The following is an 18,532-nucleotide window of genomic DNA, read 5'->3' as shown; positions in this document are numbered from 1 at the left end:
CCGCTCCGGGGGGAACGGACCCATGCCACCACGTCTGTGTACGGCCGCGAGATCCGCGGCGTACACCGCGCTTCTGCTCACGCTCACCGTTCTGGTCACCCTGCTGGTCCCGGTGGGGGCGGCGCGGGCCGACGCCACCGTCACGTCCGCGCCCGCCGCGCCCGCCGCTCCGGCCGCCGCCGAGGACTGCCCGTCCTTCGCGCTCTCCGCGTACGGCGAGGCGGCGCCCGAGGGGAACACGCTCACCCTCCCCGCCGACGGGACCGCCTGCTTCACCTTCACCGTCGACAAGCCGGGCCTGCACCGCCTCCTGGAGTCGGGCACCGGAAGCCACAACGTGTACACCACGGTCTACGACGGCGAGGAGCAGGTCGACTGCTACGACCCCGAGTGGGGCGAGGGCTGGTGCCGCCTGGAGCGCACCGGCACGTACACCCTGCGACTGCTCAACAACTGGGCGGACACGAGCGAGTTCACCTTCGGTCTGGTCCCGATCGGCACCGACGAGGGCTGCGCGCCCCCGATCCCGACCGGCTGGGACGCCCCGCCCCTCGTCGGCCTGGCCGCGGGCCCGACGGCCGTGCAGTGCGTGCGGATCGAGGCGGAGCCGGGCGAGCGGCTGACCGACCGGATCACCACCACGAAGTACGGCCACGGGCTCTCCTGGATCACCGACGAGACCGGCGCCCGGATCTGCCCGCACTTCAACGAGGACGACAGCGACGGCTGCGTGCTCCCGGGCGACGGCCCCTACCGCGTCCTGACCCACGTCAGGGAGGCGGAGGGCGGCTTCCCGGCCGAGTACACGCTGAAGGTCCGCCGCATCTCCGACCCGGTCGGCTGCGCGAGCGTCCCGGTCAACGCCTACAACTCCGCGCCCACCACCGTGACTCCGGCCACCGGCTGCAAGACGTTCACCGCGTCGCACGCCGGCCCCCACGAGGTCTACGCGGTCGACACCTCCCGCACCAAGCTCACGGTCTACGACCGCGCCGGCAAGACCGTCTGCACCACCTGGGACGGGTGCGAGCTGCCCGCCGCCGGTGACTACACGGTCTACACCGACCAGGCCACCCTCATCATCGACCGCGCCTCGGACGCCGGCTGCGTACCCGCCGGCATGGGCCTGTACCGGTCCGGCTTCGCCTCGGCGGGGGAGATCGACTGCGTCCTGCTGGACCTTCCCACCGGGGCCCGGATGGCCGCGCTGAAGTCCCTCGGCGGGCCCGGCCCGCACCCCGAGACGACGGTGTACGACGCCGACGGCGCCTACCAGTGCGAGGGGTCCGCCCTCGCGTCCGGCACCTGCGAGCTGGACGGCAGGGCGCCCTTCCGGCTGCACATCTCCACCGACGACGACGAGCCGGCGACCGGCGCCTACGCCCTGGCGCTGCACCGCACCGACGTCGCCTCCGGCTGCCCGGCCTTCCCGGCCGGCGACTTCACCGCACAGAGCCCCGCCGCCCGGATCACCACCGGCGACGGCGTCTTCTCGCAGTGCCTGAGCATTCCCGCCGACGCGCACAGCGGGCGGGAGAACATCCAGCTCCAGGCCGCACCGAACCAGACGCTGACGGCCGAGTTCACGGTGCTGGACGAGAAGGGCGTCGAGGCCTGCTCCATCTACCCCTCCACCAGCACCTGGACCACCTGCGACCTGAAGCCCGGCGCCGCGTACACCGTGCTGTTCACGGGCCGGGACAGCAAGACCACCTACACGCTGACCCGCAGGGACGTCACCGCCACCGCGAAGGGCTGCACGGCCAACCCGGTGGTCCGGGCCGGCGGCCCCTCCGCGGGCGGTGCGATGGGCGCACCCGGTGAGCTGCGCTGCCGCAAGGTCACCACCGCCGACGCCGGGGACACCGTGCACGTCGATGTGCGCGACGCCCTGGGCACCGCGAACGTGGTGGTCTACGGGGCGGACGGCGATGCCCTGTGCAACCGGAACCAGGCCTGTGCGGTCACCGGTTCCACCAGCTACCAGGTCCTCGTCACCGTGCGCACGGGACTCAAGGCCGCGCCCGACTACCGGTTCGACGCCGTGCGCATCGCCACCGCGGCCGGCCCCGCCGAGGGATGCGTCGTGGCGCCCAACGTCAGTTACGGGTACGGCCCCGTCACCGGCACCCTCGACGAGGCGCGCAGCACCTTCTGCGCGCAGCTGCCGACCGCCTACCGCGACCGCTTCGACATGAAGATCAGCGACACGGACGGCGCCGAGGAGACGGCGGTGCCCTCGCTCTACGACGCCAGCCTCAACAACGGCTGCGTCCGGTACATCCCCACCGGCTACAAGTGCGGCGTCGACGAGCCCTACTCCAAGGACCCCACCCCGAGCACCCTGGTCCTGTCGCTGCCGGAGACGGCGGCGAAGACCTCGTACTCGGCGGAGGCCGTCTGCTCCGGCATCCGCTGCGGCGCGGAGGCGGTCACCATCGGCACGGTCAGTCCGACCACCGCCCCCGCCGGTGGCAAGGCCACGGTGACGCTCACGGGCACGGCGCTGCACAAGGACGACATCGTCCGCCTCAGCCTCGGCGGCAAGGAGGTGGAGTCGACGACCACCGCCGTCTCCGCCGACCGCAGGACGCTCACGGCCGTCCTCGACCTGACGGGCGTCGCGACGGGCACCTGGAGCGTCACCGTCGTCACGCACAACGCCGTCGCCCACCCGCGGGGTTCGTTCACCGTGACGCCCGCGCGGCTCGCCTCCACCAAGCCGCCGGTGATCACCGGGACGGCGAAGGTCGGCGCGACGCTGAGCGCGAGCACCGGTTCCTGGACGGTGGCGCCGTCGTCGTACGCCTACCAGTGGAAGGCGGACGGGGTGGCGGTCTCCGGCGCGACGGCCGCCACGTACGCGGTGCCGGCCGCGCAGCTCGGCAAGAAGATCACCGTCACCGTCACCGCCCGCCGCACCGGCGACCCGGACGCCCAGGGGACCTCGGCGGCGGTCACGGTCGCCAAGGGCGACGCCCCGAAGGCCACGGTCGCACCGGTCGTCACCGGCACCGCCAAGGTCGGCGCGACGCTCGGGATCGGCCGCGGCGCCTGGGCGCCGAAGCCCTCCGCCTGGGCCTACCAGTGGAAGGCGGACGGGGTGGCGGTCTCCGGCGCGACGGCCACCACGTACGTCGTGCCGGCGACGCAGCTCGGCAAGAAGATCACCGTCACCGTCACCGCCCGGCTGACGGGGCACGCCGACGGCGCCGCGACGAGCGCGGCGGTCACGGTCGCCAAGGGCGACGCCCCGAAGGCGACGGTCGCGCCGGTGATCTCCGGTACGCCCAAGGTGGGGTCCACCCTCACCGTCGGCCGCGGCGCGTGGGCGCCCAAGCCGTCGTCGTGGGCCTACCAGTGGTACGCCAACGGCACCGCCATCTCCGGGGCCACCGCCGCCACGCTGCCGCTCAAGGCGGCCCAGCGGGGCCGGACGATCACGGTGAAGGTCACCGCGCACCTCACCGGCCACGCCAGTGGATCGGCGGTCAGCAAGGCGACGAAGGCGGTCGCCTAGACACCAGCACCTCCAGCGGCCTCCCACCGGACCTCCGGTGGGAGGCCGCCGGAGGTTCCCGGGTCCGGCCGCCGCACTCCCGCGGCCCGCGGGCCGATCGGCGCGGCACCCCTTCGACGCACCCCGCTAACGCACCGCCCGCAGGGCCCTCGGCCGCTCCGCCCGCGGCTCCCCGTCCCCGGCCGGGACCGCCAGGGCCACCAGCTCCGTCAGCGCGTCGATGCGGAAGTCCGCCGTCTCCACCACGTCCGGGTGCTCCGCCCACCAGTGCCCGTACGGCCCCCGCCGCAGGTGCGCCGTCCGCATCCCCGCCGCGGCGGCCGGGAACAGGTCCTCCGCCGGGTGGTCGCCCACGTACAGCGTCGACTCCGGTGCCGCCGCCGCCACTTCGGCGACCCGCGCGAAGAACTCCGGGTCCGGCTTCCGGGCGCCCCACTCGTCCGCGGTGACCACCAGGTCGACGGGCAGGTCCAGACCCCGCAACAACTCCCCGGCCCGGACCGTGCCGTTCCCCGCCACCACGACCCGGACGCCCGCGGCCCGCAGCTCGCCCAGCGCGGGCCGGACGTCCTGGTAGAGGTCCGACTCGTCGAGGTGCTCCCCGCGCCCGGCGGCGGCCCGTGCGCGGTAGGCCTCCTCGACGTCCATGTCGGGCCGCAGGACGCGCAGCGCGTCCGTGGCCTCGCGGCCCTGGGCGACGGCCGCGCCCACCAGCCCGCTGAGCGTGTGCGGTGGTACGCCGAGCCAGTCGGCCCAGGACGCCCAGTGCCGGTCGTCGCGTACGAGGGTTTCGCCGATGTCGAGGACGATCGTTTCCATCACCGTTCCGACACTAGGCGTCGGGACACCGCCGACGGGGTCTCATCCGCGTGAGTCGGCCCGCACGAGTGACCAGGAGCACCCCCGGGCCTGCGGATACGGGCCCCGGGCCCTGGTCCGGTAGCCGCACCTCGCTCGTATGCTCGGTTCATGACCGATCCCGATGCCGATCCCCAGAGCGGACGCCCCACCTCCAACGCCATGCGGCGCGCGCTCAAACGCGCCCGTGACGGTGTCGCCCTCGATGTCACCGAGGCCGCCGTCCTGCTCCGGGCGCGCGGTGACGACCTGAAGGATCTGGCCGCCTCCGCCGCGCGCGTCCGGAACGCGGGCCTGGAGGCGGCGGGCCGCCCGGGCGTGATCACGTACTCCCGCAAGGTGTTCATCCCGCTCACCCGTCTCTGCCGTGACAAGTGCCACTACTGCACCTTCGTCACCGTCCCCGGCAAGCTCCGCCGGGCCGGCCACGGCATGTTCCTGTCGCCCGACGAGGTGCTGGAGATCGCCCGCGAAGGCGCGGCGATGGGCTGCAAGGAAGCCCTGTTCACCCTCGGCGACCGCCCCGAGGACCGCTGGCCCGAGGCGCGGGAGTGGCTGGAGGCGGAGGGGTACGACGACACCCTCGCGTACGTCCGCGCCATGGCGATCCGGGTCCTGGAGGAGACGGGCCTGCTGCCCCACCTCAACCCGGGCGTCATGACCTGGACCGACCTCCAGCGCCTCAAGCCGGTCGCCCCCTCGATGGGGATGATGCTGGAGACGACGGCGACCCGCCTGTGGTCCGAGCCGGGCGGCCCGCACCACGGCTCCCCGGACAAGGAACCGGCCGTACGGCTGCGAGTCCTGGAGGACGCCGGCCGCTCCAACGTGCCCTTCACCACCGGCATCCTGATCGGGATCGGCGAGTCCTACGAGGAGCGCGCCGACTCCCTCTTCGAGCTGCGGAAGACGGCCCGCGCCTACCACGGCATCCAGGAAGTCATCGTGCAGAACTTCCGGGCCAAGCCGGACACGGCGATGCGCGGGATGCCCGACGCCGAGCTGGAGGAGCTGGCCGCCGCCATCGCGGTGGCCCGGCACATCCTCGGCCCCTCGGCCCGGATCCAGGCCCCGCCGAACCTGGTGGACGCGGAGTACGCGCTGCTCATCGGCGCGGGCATCGACGACTGGGGCGGGGTCTCGCCGCTCACCCCCGACCACGTCAACCCCGAGCGCCCCTGGCCGCACATCGACGAACTGGCCGCGCGCACCTCCGATTCGGGCTTCACGCTCCGTGAACGCCTCACCATCTACCCCGAGTTCATCCAGCGCGGCGAGCCCTGGCTCGACCCCCGTCTCCTCCCGCACGTCCGCGCCCTGGCCGACCCGGAGACGGGCCTGGCCCGCGAGGACGTACTGCCCGTCGGCCTGCCCTGGCAGGAGCCGGACGAGGGGTTCGCCTCCTCCGGCCGCACCGACCTGCACGCCACCATCGACACCGAGGGCCGCACCGGCGACCGCCGTGACGACTTCGACGAGGTGTACGGGGACTGGGAGGCGCTCCGCGAGGCGGCGGCCCCCGGCATGGTGCCGTCGCGCATCGACGCCGACGTGCGCCAGGCGCTCGGCCAGGCCGCCGACGACCCGACGAAGCTCACCGACGACCAGGCCCTCGCCCTGCTCCACGCGGACGGCCCGGCGCTGGACGAGCTGTGCCGGATCGCGGACGCCCTGCGCAAGGATGTGGTCGGCGACGACGTCACGTACATCGTCACGCGGAACATCAACTTCACCAACGTCTGCTACACCGGCTGCCGCTTCTGCGCCTTCGCCCAGCGCCGCACCGACGCCGACGCGTACACCCTCTCCCTGGACCAGGTCGCGGACCGGGCGGCGCAGGCGTGGGACGTGGGCGCGGTCGAGGTCTGCATGCAGGGCGGCATCCACCCGGACCTGCCCGGCACGGCGTACTTCGACATCGCGCGGGCGGTGAAGGAACGCGTCCCCGGCATGCACGTCCACGCGTTCTCGCCCATGGAGGTCGTCAACGGGGCCACCCGCACCGGCATGTCGATCCGCGACTGGCTGACCGCCGCCAAGGAGGCCGGGCTCGACTCGATCCCCGGCACGGCGGCGGAGATCCTGGACGACGAGGTCCGCTGGGTCCTGACCAAGGGCAAACTGCCCACGGCCACCTGGCTGGAGGTCATCAGGACGGCGCACGAGGTGGGGCTGCGGTCGTCCTCGACGATGATGTACGGGCATGTCGACCAGCCCCGCCACTGGCTGGGCCACTTCCGTACGCTGGCTCGGCTCCAGCAGGAGACGGGCGGTCTGACGGAGTTCGTCACCCTCCCCTTCATCCACACCAACGCCCCCGTCTACCTGGCCGGCATCGCCCGCCCCGGCCCGACGGACCGCGACAACCGCGCGGTCACCGCGATGGCGCGGCTCCTGCTCCACCCGCACATCACCAACATCCAGACGAGCTGGGTGAAGCTCGGCACGGAGGGCGCGGCGGAGATGCTCCGCTCGGGCGCGAACGACCTGGGCGGCACGCTGATGGAGGAGACCATCTCCCGGATGGCGGGGTCGAGTTACGGCTCGTACCGCTCGATCCAGGACCTGGAGGCCATCGCCGACCTGGCGGGCCGCCCGTCCCGTCCCCGTACGACGCTCTACGGCGAGGTCCCGGCCGAACGCGTGGCGGCGGCCACGGCCTCGGACGGGCATCTGCCGGAGCTGCTGCCGGTGCTGCCGAGCTGAGGGCGGGACGGTCCGGGCGGGGGCGGGTCCCCGCCCGGACCGTCCCGGGCCCGGGACGCGGCCTTCGGGGCCGCCCGCCCCGGGCCCGTGGCCTTCGAGGGCGCCGGGGGCTTGGCGTCGTGGGACGGAATCCCCGTACCTGGACGCGGTCCGGCTGTCGTACGACGCCGTCGCCGCCGACTACGCCCGGTCCGTCAAGGACCCGAGCGAGCTGGACCCGCTGTCGCGCGCCGTGCTGGGCGCCTTCCCCGAACGCCCCGGGCGGGCCCCCCGTGTCTCCGGTCTCCGAGGACGCCACGGCGCGGAGGCGGCCCCCGCGTTCCCTACGCCGCCGCCCGCTCGCCCACCGGGCGCCTGCGCAGGGCGACATCGGTCAGGGAGGGCGGGGTCCACGCGCCGTCCGGGGGGTAGACGTCGGTCCCCGGGGCGACGATCGCGTCGATCCGGTCGAGCGTCTCGTCGTCCAGGGTGAGCGAGGCGCCCTTCACCAGCCCCTCCAGCTGTTCCATCGTGCGCGGGCCGATGATCACCGAGGTCACCGCCGGGTGGGCCAGGGGGAAGGCGACCGCCAGCGCGGGCAGGGTGGTTCCGATGCTGTCGGCCACGGCGACGAGCTGCTCGACGACCTCCAGCTTGGCGGCGGTCAGCGGGGCCTCCGGGTCGAACCGGTGCGGGGTGAGCGCCGCCCGGCCCGTGGACAGGTCGATGGCCCCGCCCTTGCGGTATCTGCCGGTCAGGAAGCCGGAGGCGAGCGGGGACCAGGTCAGCACGCCCATCCCGTAGCGGCGGCAGACCGGCAGGACGGACCGCTCGATGCCGCGGGCGAGGACCGAGTACGGCGGCTGCTCGGTCCGGAACCGCCCGAGGCCGCGCCGCTCGGCCGCGACGTGCGACTCCACGATCTCCTCGGCCGGGAACGTCGAGCAGCCGAAGGCGCGGATCTTGCCCGCCCGCACGAGGTCGGTCAGCGCCGAGAGGGTCTCCTCGATGTCCGTGGTGTGGTCGGGGCGGTGGACCTGGTAGAGGTCGATCCGGTCGGTGCCGAGGCGGCGCAGGCTCTCCTCGACCTCCTGGACGATCCAACGCCGCGAGTTGCCGCCCCGGTTGGGCCCTTCGCCCATCGGGAAGTGCACCTTGGTGGCGAGGACGACGTCGTCGCGCCGCCCCTTCAGCGCCTTGCCGAGGATGGTCTCGGACTCCCCGGCGGAGTACATGTCGGCGGTGTCGACGAAGTTGATGCCCGCGTCGAGGGCCGCATGGATGACGCGTACGGAGTCCGCGTGGTCGGGATTGCCGACCGAGCCGAACATCATCGTGCCGAGGCAGTGCGCGCTGACCTCGATGCCGGTGCCGCCGAGTGTGCGGTAGAGCATGGTCGAGCTCCCTGGTGGGTGAGCGGTGGGCTGGGGCCGGACCCCCGGCACTGTAGGACTTCGAGTGCGTTCTAGGGCAAGGCCTTTTCGCTGTCCGGTGCGGCGCTGCCGAGCTGTCCCGCCTTCCGTTTCTTTCTGTCATGGCCCGGGCAACTCTTGCGGAGGCCGACCCCCGTCGCCCTGTACCGGTGAGCCCGATGAGTCAGGAGCGAGAACCCATGCGAACTCCCCCGATAGCGCCGACGCCCGCCGGGAAGCGCGGTGCCGCCCCCACTGCCGAGAGCGTTCCGCTTTCCCTCCGCGACCGGTTCGCGGCGGCCGGCGCCGTCCACCGGCGCGCCGCCCGCACCGCCGCCGTCCTCGCTGCCGCGGGCCTCCTCGTGGTGGGCACCGCCTCGGCCGCCCACGCCGACCCGCCGGCCGGCCTTCCCCAGAACGCGGGAGGTTACGAGCAGACGTTCTCGCCGGCCTTCGACTACGACGGCGACGGCTGCTACGCCACCCCCGCCATCGGCCCCGACGGCACCCTCGCGCCCGGACTGAAGACGACCGGAGCGGTCAACGGCAGCTGCCGGGACCGCGGGGATCTGGACAACTCCCAGACGTACGCCCGGTCGAAGTGCAACAACGGCTGGTGCGGCATCGTCTACGCGAGCTACTTCGAGAAGGACCAGGCCGTCCACGGCAGCGGGCTCGGCGGCCACCGCCATGACTTCGAGCACGTGATCTCCTGGGTCGACCAGGCTTCCGGCCGGGTGGATCACGTCTCGACCACGCAGCACAGCACGGTGAAGACCTATCCGCGCTCGCAGGTGCGGTTCGACGGCACCCACCCCAAGGCCGTCTACCACAAGGACGGTTGGGGCACCCACTTCTTCCGGCTCGCCAACGGCGACGACGAGCCGCCCGAGAACCACTACGGCGACTGGCGCTACCCGCCGCTCGTCGACTGGAACGGCTTCCCCAGCACGGAGTTGCGCGACCGGCTCATGAACGCCGACTTCGGGTCGGCGACCATCAAGGTCACCGACAAGGACGACCGCTTCCGCCGGCTGCTCGACAACGCCAAGCCCGCCGGGATCCCCTTCGACCCCTGGGCCTGAGGCCGCACCCCGCCGCCCGGCGCCGCACTCCGGGCGGTGAGGGGCCTCTCGCCGACATTCGGACGAAGTCGGTCGCGGGCCGCCCCCGGTCCGCGACCGAAAACCCTCCGCCCGGACACGGCGGCTCCGGTGGGACGGTGACACGGGGGCCCGTGTGACCTCCGGTCATGGCGCGTTGTGGTGCCCCCCGATGGACTGCGGGCTTCTTCCCGGTGACCGGACAGGGCTCGGGGGGCTACTACGCGCCTATTCCCGATGGCCCGATTCCACGCCGTCCCGACCGGAGAACATACCGAGGGCGTGCACCGTTCTCAGCAGTGCCCCGCACGCGACCCGGGGCGAATGGGGGAGTGGTGTCGCTGCTTCGGTGCGTCGTCCGTCGTGTCGCCGGTGTGGACCCGCGTCATGTTCCGCTCCGCGAGCGGCGCGTAGTACTCGGTGAACAGTTTGCCCACCAGCTCACCGCGGCTGGAGACCCCGACCTTCTCGAAGACCGCCTTGATGTGGTCCCGGACCGTGTGCGGGGAGAGGTGCAGCTGTGCCGCGATCTCCCCGGTCGGGAGGCCGCGGGCGATGAACTGGGTGACCTCGGTCTCCCGGTCGGTGAGTTCGTACGCGTCCACGATCAGCGGGACGATCTCCGAGGTCTTCGCGGGCTCGATCACCACCGCGGAGGCGCCGAGCCGGTCGCCCGCCTCCCGCAGGCAGGAGGCGTGGCAGACCAGCCAGCGGCCGGCCCGGTTCCGTACGCGCGCACGCGCCTGGCCGCGGTCGCGCTCCTGCGCGACGGCCCGGGCCTTCATCGCGGTCGCCTGGACCCAGGCCGGCACCCGGATGCCCTGGGGCGAGGGCACGGCGGGGCCTTCGGGCAGGGTGTCGAGATAAGCGAGGGCGTCGTCGTTGACCGACAGCAGCCCGCCGCCCGCGTCGAACAGGAGGAGACCGGGGCCGTGCGGGGCGTCCGGCAGCGGCTGCGGGGAGGGCTCGGCGAACGAGCGCAGCTGCTTGGCGAGCGGCGTGAGGACGGAGGCGATCAGCTGGGTCTCGGCGTCGTCGAAGGCCGGGCGCCCCTCGGCCCGGAACAGGCTGATGTGGCCCTGGGGGCGGCCCCCCACGCGCAGGACCGCGCGCAGTTCGTCCTGGAGTCCGCGAGGACGCATGAAGGTCTGGTAGAGCGTGCTGCGCGCGGGCAGGTCACCGGTGGTCTGCCGGAGCCCGGCGACCGGGACCGAGGCCTGCGCCAGATCCCGGAACAGGTTGACGTTCTCGGTGAACAGCTCGGATTCCCAGTAGACGGCGCAGCCGCCCTCGTCCAGGTTCTCCGCGCGGATCGGCGCGGTCATCATGCCGGTCACCGGGTCGGTGACCCGCCACACCGCCGCGTCGTACGGCATGAGCCGGCGCAGTTGCGTCGAGGCCTCGGCGAACATGCTGAGCGCGTCGGTGGCCTTCGCGGACCGGGAGAGCAGTTCCGCCCGGCCTACCGAGGTGCGCGAGATCGTCGAACCGGTCATCCCCCGACTGTGACAGTCCCGTCGTCCCGCTCCAACCCCCTGTCTGAGGGGGGCGGTTCTTTCGCGCCGTTCCTCCGGGGAGCGCCGCCCCCCTTGATTGCGGGATGGGAACCGCGCCCGTATCCCGCAAGTGTGCCGTTCATGCGGATTGGGATTATCGGAGCGGGAATGTTGGGGCTTGCGGTCGCCCGGCGGGCGGCGCTGGCGGGCGCCGCGGTGCTGCTGGCGGACCGGAGCATCGGACGGGCCCGAGCCGCGGCGGCCGGGGCGACGACGGCGGGGGCGGCCGGAACCGTGGTGGCCACCACGGTGGCCGCCGCGCTCCGGCCGGAGATCGTGGTCTTCGCGATCGACTGGCCCCAGGCCCTGGAGCTGACCCGGCTGCACGCCGGTCTGCTGGCCGGCAAGGCGGTCGTGGACCTGAGCGTTCCCTCGCGGACCGACCCGGCGTCGAGCGCGGTCCGCCAACTGGTCGGTCTCGCCCCGGAGGTGCGGTGGGTCAAGGCGCTGACCACCGCCGACGCCGGTGCCCTGCGCCGGGGTTCCAGCGACGGGCTCGTGGTGGACGTGTTCGTCGCGGCCGATGACGACCGCGCCAAGGTGGCCGTCGTGGAGCTGCTCGACCGGTCGGGGCTGCGCGCCTTCGACGCCGGTGGCCTGGACAACGCCTGGGTGCTGGAAGGCATGGGGCGGCTGGGGCAGGAGGTGGGAGAGCGGCTGCAGCTCAGCGAGAGCTGGAGCTTCAAGTTCATGCCCAGCTGGTGATCTCCCGGACATCGCGGTTGAGTTTCAGGAAGGCGTTCACACATGTCTACGCACCATCAATTCTCCGTACTGGGTCCACTCGTCGTCCAAGGCGCGCACGGTCCCGTGCGCCTCGGCGGAAATCGGCAGCGGATCCTGCTGACCCTGCTGCTCCTGGAAGCGAACCGGGTGATCGGCGTGGGCCGGCTGATCGAGGCGATCTGGAGAGAGGCGCCCCCGGCGACGGTCCGCAGCCAGCTGCGGATCTGCGTGTCCGGCCTCCGAAGACTCCTCTCGGCCGCGGGTGTCGCGGCCGAGATAGAGACGCACCCGTCGGGCTACCTGATCCGGGTGCCGCGGGTGCATCTCGACCTGTCCCACTTCGAGGATCTGCTCAGCCGGGCGCGGGCGGAGGCGCGCTCGGCGTCACCGGAACGCGCGGTCGTGCTGTTCCAGCAGGCGCTCCAGCTCTGGCACGGGCCGGTGGGGTCCGGGCTGGGGAGCGAGCTCCTGGAGACCGTGGCCCTGAAGGTGAACGAGGACCGGCTGTCCGCGATCGAGGACCGCATCGAGCTCGAACTCGCGCTGGGCCGGCACCGCCAGGTGCTGGGCGAGCTGACCCGGCACGTGGCGGAGAACCCGTTCCAGGAGTCGCTGTGCCTCCAGCTGATGCTGGCGCTGTACCGGTCCGGCCGGACCGCCGAGGCGCTGTCGGTCTACCGGGACACGCGCCGGAGGCTGGCGCGGGAGCTGGGTCTCGAACCGAGCGAGAAGCTGCGCCTGATGGAGCGGCTGATCCTGGACCGGCGCCCGGCGGGAGAGATCTCGCCGGGCCTCGCCCCGGCGCCGCCGCTGCCCGTGCGGGCCGGCGCTCCGGGGCCGCAGGACCGGATCGCCCTGCTGGAGCGGGAGATCGCGGACCTGCGGGACGCGGGCGGGCCGTCCGGCACGGGCGTGCCGCGTGCGGCGAAAGGGCGCTCCGGCTGACCGGCGTCCGCCATCGCGTGCCCGCGCGCTCCGGGGGCCGGGCCCGGCCCCGGACCCGGTGGAGGCCGCGGCCCGGTGGAGGGCCGAGGTCCCTCCCCGCCCCGATGGAGGGACGGGGCGTCTCCCATCCCCCCTAAGCAGGGGATGGGAGACGCCCCGCCGGACGAGAACACTGCTCCTCATCGCCGCCGCGCCTTGCGGGACCGCCGCGCGGCACGGGAGGAAGGACATGATCGTGGCAGGACAGACCGGACACGCGGGCATCGCCGAGAGCGCTCTGGACGGGCTCGTCGCACGGCTCAGGGGCGAGGTCTTCACTCCGCGCGACGCGGGGTACGAGAGGGAGCTCGCGGGGTTCAACCGGATCGGGCGGCACCGGCCCGATGTGATCGTCGCCGCCCAGTCGGCCGGGGACGTGTCCGCCGCGGTCTCCTTCGCCGCCCGGGAGGCGCTCCCGGTCGCCGTCCAGGCGACCGGCCACGGCATCGCGGCGTCCGCGCGCGGCGGTGTCCTCGTCTCCACCCGCCGGATGAACGCGGTCGCCGTCGACCCGCTCACCCGTACGGCGCACGTGGAGGCCGGAGCACAGTGGCACCAGGTGATCGCCGCGGGTGCGCCGCACGGTCTGGCGCCGCTCAACGGGTCGTCGCCGCTGGTCGGCGTGGTGGGCTACACGCTGGGCGGCGGGCTCGGCCCGCTGGGCCGCCAGTACGGGTACGCGGCGGACCACGTGACCTGTATCGAGGTCGTCACCGCCGACGGAAGCATCCTGCGGGTCACCCGCGACCGGCATCCGGACCTGTTCTGGGCGCTGCGCGGCGGCAAGGGGAACTTCGGCATCGTCACCGGCCTGTGGTTCGGACTGGTGCCGGTGCGCCGGCTCCACGGCGGCGGGATCTACTTCCCCGGTGAGCAGGCGGCGCAGGCCCTGCACACCTGGCGGCAGTGGACCGCGACCGTTCCCGAGGAGATGACCTCCTCCGTGGCGCTGCTGCGGCTGCCGGACGTGCCGGACGTGCCGGAGTTCCTCCGCGGGACGTTCGCCGCGCATGTGCGGATCGCGTTCACCGGCCGGGCCGAGGAGGGGGAGCGGCTCGTCCGTCCGCTGCGCGAGTGCGGTACGCCGCTGGCGGACACGGTCGGCGAGATGCCGTACACCGCGGTGGCCGACATCCACCAGGATCCGGTGCATCCCCTGCCCTACCACGAACGCAACATCGTGTTGCGGGAGTTGGGCTCCGACGCCATGGAGGCGCTGCTGCGGGCGGCCGGGGCCGGTTCGTCGTGCGGCGATCTGATGGTCGAGGTGCGGCACCTGGGCGGTGCGCTCTCCCGGCCCGCCGAGGTGCCCAACGCGGTCGGCGCCCGCGACGGCGCGTTCACCCTCGCGACGCTCTCGCCCCCGGACTCGCCGGACGTGGTCCTCGGGGCGATGGAGCCCTGGGGCACGGGCCGCCGCTATCTGAACTTCCTCGCGGGCGCGGACACGGCGGGCTCGGCGGCGGAGTGCTTCGACCCGGAGACCCTCGGCCGGCTGGCGCGCGTGAAGGCCGCGGTCGACCCCGGCAACCTCTTCCGGCTCAACCACAACATCGCGCCCCTTCCGTAGGGCGGGCGCCCTTTGCCCGCCCGTATCGACGAGCGGCCCCCGTGGGCGTCCTGCCGACCGGAGCCGCTCGTCATTTGGCAGGTACTCGTCAAGATTGGGAGTCCATTCATGACCACGCACGAGGCCGCTTCGACCGCGGCCGCCGGCACCGTCTCCCCTCCGGGAGCCCGCTCGGACGGGCTGCGCTACGGCGCCCTGTTCGGCCCGGTCGTCTTCGGCGTCACCGCCGCCGGAGTGGCCCTGCCCGACGTGGCGTCCTCGCTCGACGCCTCCTCCACCGCCACGGCCTGGGTCCTGACGGCCCACGCGCTCGCCCTCGGCGTCGGCACCGCGCTGTTCGGCCGCCTCGCCGACACCCGCGGCGTCCGCGCCGCCCTGCTGCTCGGCTCGCTGGCCCTCGCGGCCGGCGCCGTCATCTGCCTCGTCGCGCCCAACCTCGGCGTCCTGGTGGCCGGGCGCTTCGTCCAGGCCGCCGGCTCCGGCGCCATGGCGGCCTGCGCCATGGCGCTCACCGCCTCGGTGCCGCCGGAGAGGCGGCCGCAGGTCTTCGCCGGATTCGGGGCGACGATGGCCATCTTCTCCGCCAGCGCCACCCTGGCGGGCGGCGTCTTCACCGAGTGGGTCACCTGGCGCATCGCCCTGGTCCTGCCCGCGCTCTCCCTGCTCGTCGTCCCGCTGTGCCTGGCCGGGGCGCCCGCGCGCAAGAACTCCGGCCGCTCGATGGACCTGCCAGGCGCCGCCCTGCTGACGCTCACCGCCATGTCGTTCCTCGTGCTGATCCAGTCCTCCGCCCTCGCGCTGAGCACCCCGCTGGTGGTCGCCACCGCCGCCGTACTCGTCCTGTCGGCCGCCGGGCTCACCTGGCGCACCCGCGGCAGCGACTCCTCCTTCGTGCCCCGCGCCCTCGTCACCGACCGCGTGTTCCTGAAGGCCGCCGTGATCGGCATCGGCGTGTACGGCGGCCTGTTCGCCGCGATGTACGCCGTCCCGCAGCTCCTCGTCCGCGACCACGGCTGGAGCGTCCTGTCGGTCGGCGTCTGGCTGCTGCCCGGCGCGGTCGTCGGCGCGGTCCTCTCCAGGCTGGCCGGCCGGCTCACCGCGGGCGACCACGGCAACCGGCTCCTCGCCGCCGTCTCGCTCGCCTTCGCCGCGGCGCTGGCCGCGGCCCTCGCCGGCTCCGGCGTGCTGCTGCTGATCCTCGGCGCCTCGCTCGGCTTCTCCGCGTTCTCCGTCACCCAGGTCTTCACCACCGCGCTGATGTCGGGACACATCGAACCGGCCCGGCGCGGCGGGGCGATGGGGCTGCTCAACCTCACGTTCTTCGTCGGCGGCGGCGTCGGCAGCGCCACCGCGGGCGCCCTGGCGAAGTCGATGTCGCTCGCCACGGCGCTCGGCGTGGTCGCCCTCTTCCCGCTGATCGCCGCCCTGGTCGCCTTCACCCTGGGGCGGCGCACCCCCTGACCGCGGCGGGACCCCGACCGCCCGCACGGCGCCGCTTCCGGGCGCCGTGCGGGCGGAAGCGTTCCCCGACCCGCGGACACGTTTCACGACACCCGGGCGATACGTGGCCGATAGGCCCCGCCCGCACGATGGGTGCCGTACCGCCCTTGCCCCGTGATCAGGAGAGCGGAAGACCGACATGAGCCTCATCGATGATCCCGAATTCGACAGTCACGTAGTGAAGTTGATGGCCTGGCACTTCGGTGCCGAGACCGGCTCGCCGTTCTGGCTGGGAAAGCTGGCCGGGCTCGGTTTCGATCCCGTCACCGACGTCCGGGGCCTGGCCGACCTGACCCGCTTCCCGGACGTCAGCGCCGAACTCCGCTCCGTACCGGCCCAGGACCTGATCCCCCGAGGACTGTCCGACCGCCCCTTCCGGGTCTACGACTCGGGCGGCACCACCGGATCGCCCAAGCGCATCGTGGACAGCGGCTACCGGTCGCTGGTGACCGAGTGGGCGCGGGAGAGGCTGATCGCGAACGGCGTCCCCGCGGACGGCAACTGGCTGCACCTGGGGCCCGGCGGCCCGCACGTCATCGGATTCGACACGGCCCGCTACGCCGCGCTCGGCGGCGGCGTCTTCTACACCGTCGACCTCGACCCGCGCTGGGTGAAGCGGCTCCTGTCGCAGGGGCGCGGCGAGGAGTCCGAAGCGTACGTCCAGCACCTGCTGGACCAGGCGGAGACCATCCTGGAGAGCCAGGAGATCGCGGTGCTCAACACCACCCCGCCGCTCCTGGAGGCGATCTGCGCCAGACCGCGCCTGTACGAGCTGGTGCGCTCCGGGGTCCGCGCGATCATCTGGGCCGGAACGTCCATCAGCCGGGAGACCCTCACCCAGCTCGACGACGTCTTCTTCCCGGCGGCGAGCGTGGTCGGCGTCTACGGCAACAGCCTGATGGGCGTGGCCCCGCAACGGTCGGGCCGGCCCGGCGACGCCCACCGCTGCGTCTTCGAGCCGTACCCCGAGACCACGCGCCTCCACCTCGTGGACGAGGACGGCACGCCGGTGGCGTACGGCGAACGCGGCCGGGTCCGGCTCCACCTGGTCTCGGAGGAGATGTTCCTGCCCAACGTCCTGGAACGGGACACCGCGATCCGTGTCGAGCCCGGGGAAGGCTCGACCGTGGACGGCCTCGCCGACGTGCAGACCTACCGCAGCCTCGACGACGTGGCCATCATCGAGGGGGTCTACTGATGAGCACCGTCGCACCCCCCGCCGTCGTCCTCGATCCGCGCGTCCGCGGTCGCCTGGTCGCCAGCTCCGACCGCACCCGGCTGCCGAGCGTCCTCGGCGGCGACCTCGCCGACGTCGGGACCGCGCCCCGGCTCCTCGCGGTCGCCGCGCTGAACGAGATCCGCGCACACGCGGACGGCAGACCGCCCGCCTCCGAGGTGTTCACCGAAGCGGCCCGGCTGTTCGCCACCGCGACACTGGACGGGGAGACCCCGCGGGAGTACGCGAGGCGGGTCTGCCACGCCACCGGCCTCACCGCCACCGCCGTCGAGCAGGCCGTCACCGACCTGACCGGCGAACTGCGCGCCCTCCCGGCGACCACCGCCGCCGAACTGCCGGCCACCGGCTTCGGCGACGGCTTCGACACCCGCTGGGTGCCGCGCGGAAGGACCTTCGCCGCGGTGATGGCGAGCAACCACCCGGTGCCCAACATCTCCTGGGCGCAGGCCCTGTTCCACGGCTACAGCGTGCTCGTCAAGCCGGGCAGCCGCGACCCGTTCACCCCGGCCCGGCTGCTCGCCGCACTGACCGCGGCGGGCCTGCCGCCCGACCGGGCCGCGTTCCTGCCGTGCTCGCGCGAGGTCGGCGCATACCTGCTGCGGGAGGCCGACCGGGGCATCGTCTACGGCGGTGACAGCGCCGTCGCCACCTGGCACCAGCGGGAATCGGTGGCGGTCCGGGGACCCGGCCGGACCAAAGCGTTCCTGGACCGGGCCCCGGACGACGCCGTCATCGACCACCTGGCGCTCTCCGCCTCCTTCGACGGCGGCACCCGCTGCACCAACCTCTCGGCCGTCCTGACCACCGGACCGGTCGAGGAGGTCGCCGACCGGCTCGCGGAGCGGCTCGCGCGGCTGCCCTCGCTGCCGGCCACCGACGAAGCGGCGACGCTCCTGGTGGTGAACCGGGCCCGCGCCGACGGGCTGCGCGAACAGGTCGCCGCCCTCCGCGCCTCGCTCACCGACCACAGCGCCCGCGCCGGGGATCCGGAGACCGTCGTGGAGCTGCCCGACGGCTCGTTCCTGCCGCGGCCGGTCGTCCTCTCCGCCGACCGCGCCGACCATCCGGCGGTCGGCACGGAACTGCCCTTCCCGTTCGTCGTGGTGGCCCCGTGGGCGGAGGCCGACGGCGTGGAGCCGCTCCGCGACTCCCTCGTCCTCAACCTGCTCACCGACCGCGAGGAACTGGTCGAGGCCGCCGTACGGGAGCCGAGCGTCCGCAAGGTGACGCGCGGGCCGGTCCTGCCCTGGACCGCCACCCCCGGAATCCCGCACGACGACAACTACACGCAGTTCCTGCTGGAGCCCAAGGGCGTCGTGGCCCGGCGCTGACCCCTCCCGCCCACCCTCCGCACCGCACGACACCGTCAGAAAGGCAGTCC

General features: G+C 73.5%; 12 protein-coding genes. 9 read left to right on the top strand and 3 right to left on the bottom strand.

Annotated features, from left to right (window positions below):
• Positions 1-22 precede the first annotated feature (22 nt).
• Positions 23-3,520 carry an IPT/TIG domain-containing protein gene (locus DTB53_RS34560; RefSeq protein WP_012380446.1) on the top strand — a complete coding sequence of 1,166 codons (3,498 nt, stop codon included), beginning with the start codon at positions 23-25 and terminating at the stop codon, positions 3,518-3,520.
• A gap of 126 nt (positions 3,521-3,646) precedes the next feature.
• Here DTB53_RS34560 and DTB53_RS34555 read toward each other — a convergent pair whose 3' ends face one another.
• Positions 3,647-4,339, bottom strand: coding sequence for an HAD family hydrolase (locus DTB53_RS34555; protein WP_012380447.1), 693 nt, complete (start codon positions 4,337-4,339; stop codon positions 3,647-3,649).
• A gap of 150 nt (positions 4,340-4,489) precedes the next feature.
• On the opposite strand from DTB53_RS34555, the gene DTB53_RS34550 reads away from it, so the two are divergent.
• Positions 4,490-7,084 carry a bifunctional FO biosynthesis protein CofGH gene (locus tag DTB53_RS34550; RefSeq protein WP_012380448.1) on the top strand — a complete coding sequence of 865 codons (2,595 nt, stop codon included), beginning with the start codon at positions 4,490-4,492 and terminating at the stop codon, positions 7,082-7,084.
• Positions 7,085-7,407: 323 nt separating this feature from the next.
• Here the strand turns inward: DTB53_RS34550 and DTB53_RS34540 are convergent, their stop codons facing one another.
• A complete protein-coding gene (locus tag DTB53_RS34540) occupies positions 7,408-8,457 on the bottom strand; it encodes an aldo/keto reductase (protein ID WP_012380449.1) in 1,050 nt (349 codons plus the stop codon).
• 218 nt (positions 8,458-8,675) lie between these two features.
• On the opposite strand from DTB53_RS34540, the gene DTB53_RS34535 reads away from it, so the two are divergent.
• Positions 8,676-9,560 carry an NPP1 family protein gene (locus tag DTB53_RS34535; protein ID WP_012380450.1) on the top strand — a complete coding sequence of 295 codons (885 nt, stop codon included), beginning with the start codon at positions 8,676-8,678 and terminating at the stop codon, positions 9,558-9,560.
• 311 nt (positions 9,561-9,871) lie between these two features.
• Here DTB53_RS34535 and DTB53_RS34530 read toward each other — a convergent pair whose 3' ends face one another.
• A complete protein-coding gene (locus DTB53_RS34530) occupies positions 9,872-11,074 on the bottom strand; it encodes a helix-turn-helix domain-containing protein (RefSeq protein ID WP_012380451.1) in 1,203 nt (400 codons plus the stop codon).
• Positions 11,075-11,215: 141 nt separating this feature from the next.
• Between DTB53_RS34530 and DTB53_RS34525 the strand changes: the two genes are divergently transcribed.
• The 6 genes from DTB53_RS34525 to DTB53_RS34500 all read left to right on the top strand — a co-directional run bounded on the left by DTB53_RS34525 (position 11,216) and on the right by DTB53_RS34500 (position 18,482).
• Positions 11,216-11,839, top strand: a complete 624-nt coding sequence (locus DTB53_RS34525; protein WP_012380452.1) for an NADPH-dependent F420 reductase — start codon at positions 11,216-11,218, stop codon at positions 11,837-11,839.
• 42 nt (positions 11,840-11,881) lie between these two features.
• Positions 11,882-12,805, top strand: a complete 924-nt coding sequence (locus DTB53_RS34520) for an AfsR/SARP family transcriptional regulator (RefSeq protein ID WP_012380453.1) — start codon at positions 11,882-11,884, stop codon at positions 12,803-12,805.
• A gap of 229 nt (positions 12,806-13,034) precedes the next feature.
• A complete protein-coding gene (locus DTB53_RS34515; RefSeq protein WP_012380454.1) occupies positions 13,035-14,414 on the top strand; it encodes an FAD-binding oxidoreductase in 1,380 nt (459 codons plus the stop codon).
• Positions 14,415-14,522: 108 nt separating this feature from the next.
• A complete protein-coding gene (locus tag DTB53_RS34510) occupies positions 14,523-15,875 on the top strand; it encodes an MFS transporter (RefSeq protein ID WP_012380455.1) in 1,353 nt (450 codons plus the stop codon).
• A gap of 178 nt (positions 15,876-16,053) precedes the next feature.
• On the top strand, positions 16,054-17,112 hold the full coding sequence (locus DTB53_RS34505; protein WP_012380456.1) for a class I adenylate-forming enzyme family protein: 1,059 nt from the start codon (positions 16,054-16,056) through the stop codon (positions 17,110-17,112).
• Positions 17,112-18,482, top strand: coding sequence for an aldehyde dehydrogenase family protein (locus DTB53_RS34500; protein ID WP_012380457.1), 1,371 nt, complete (start codon positions 17,112-17,114; stop codon positions 18,480-18,482). The genes DTB53_RS34505 and DTB53_RS34500 overlap by 1 nt, the downstream gene beginning before the upstream one ends.
• Positions 18,483-18,532 lie beyond the last annotated feature (50 nt).

This window comes from Streptomyces griseus (assembly GCF_900460065.1).
In the GTDB taxonomy this organism is placed as follows: domain Bacteria; phylum Actinomycetota; class Actinomycetes; order Streptomycetales; family Streptomycetaceae; genus Streptomyces; species Streptomyces griseus.
Note: the sequence above shows the minus strand (reverse complement) of the source record. Positions and strands in the feature narration are given on the sequence as shown.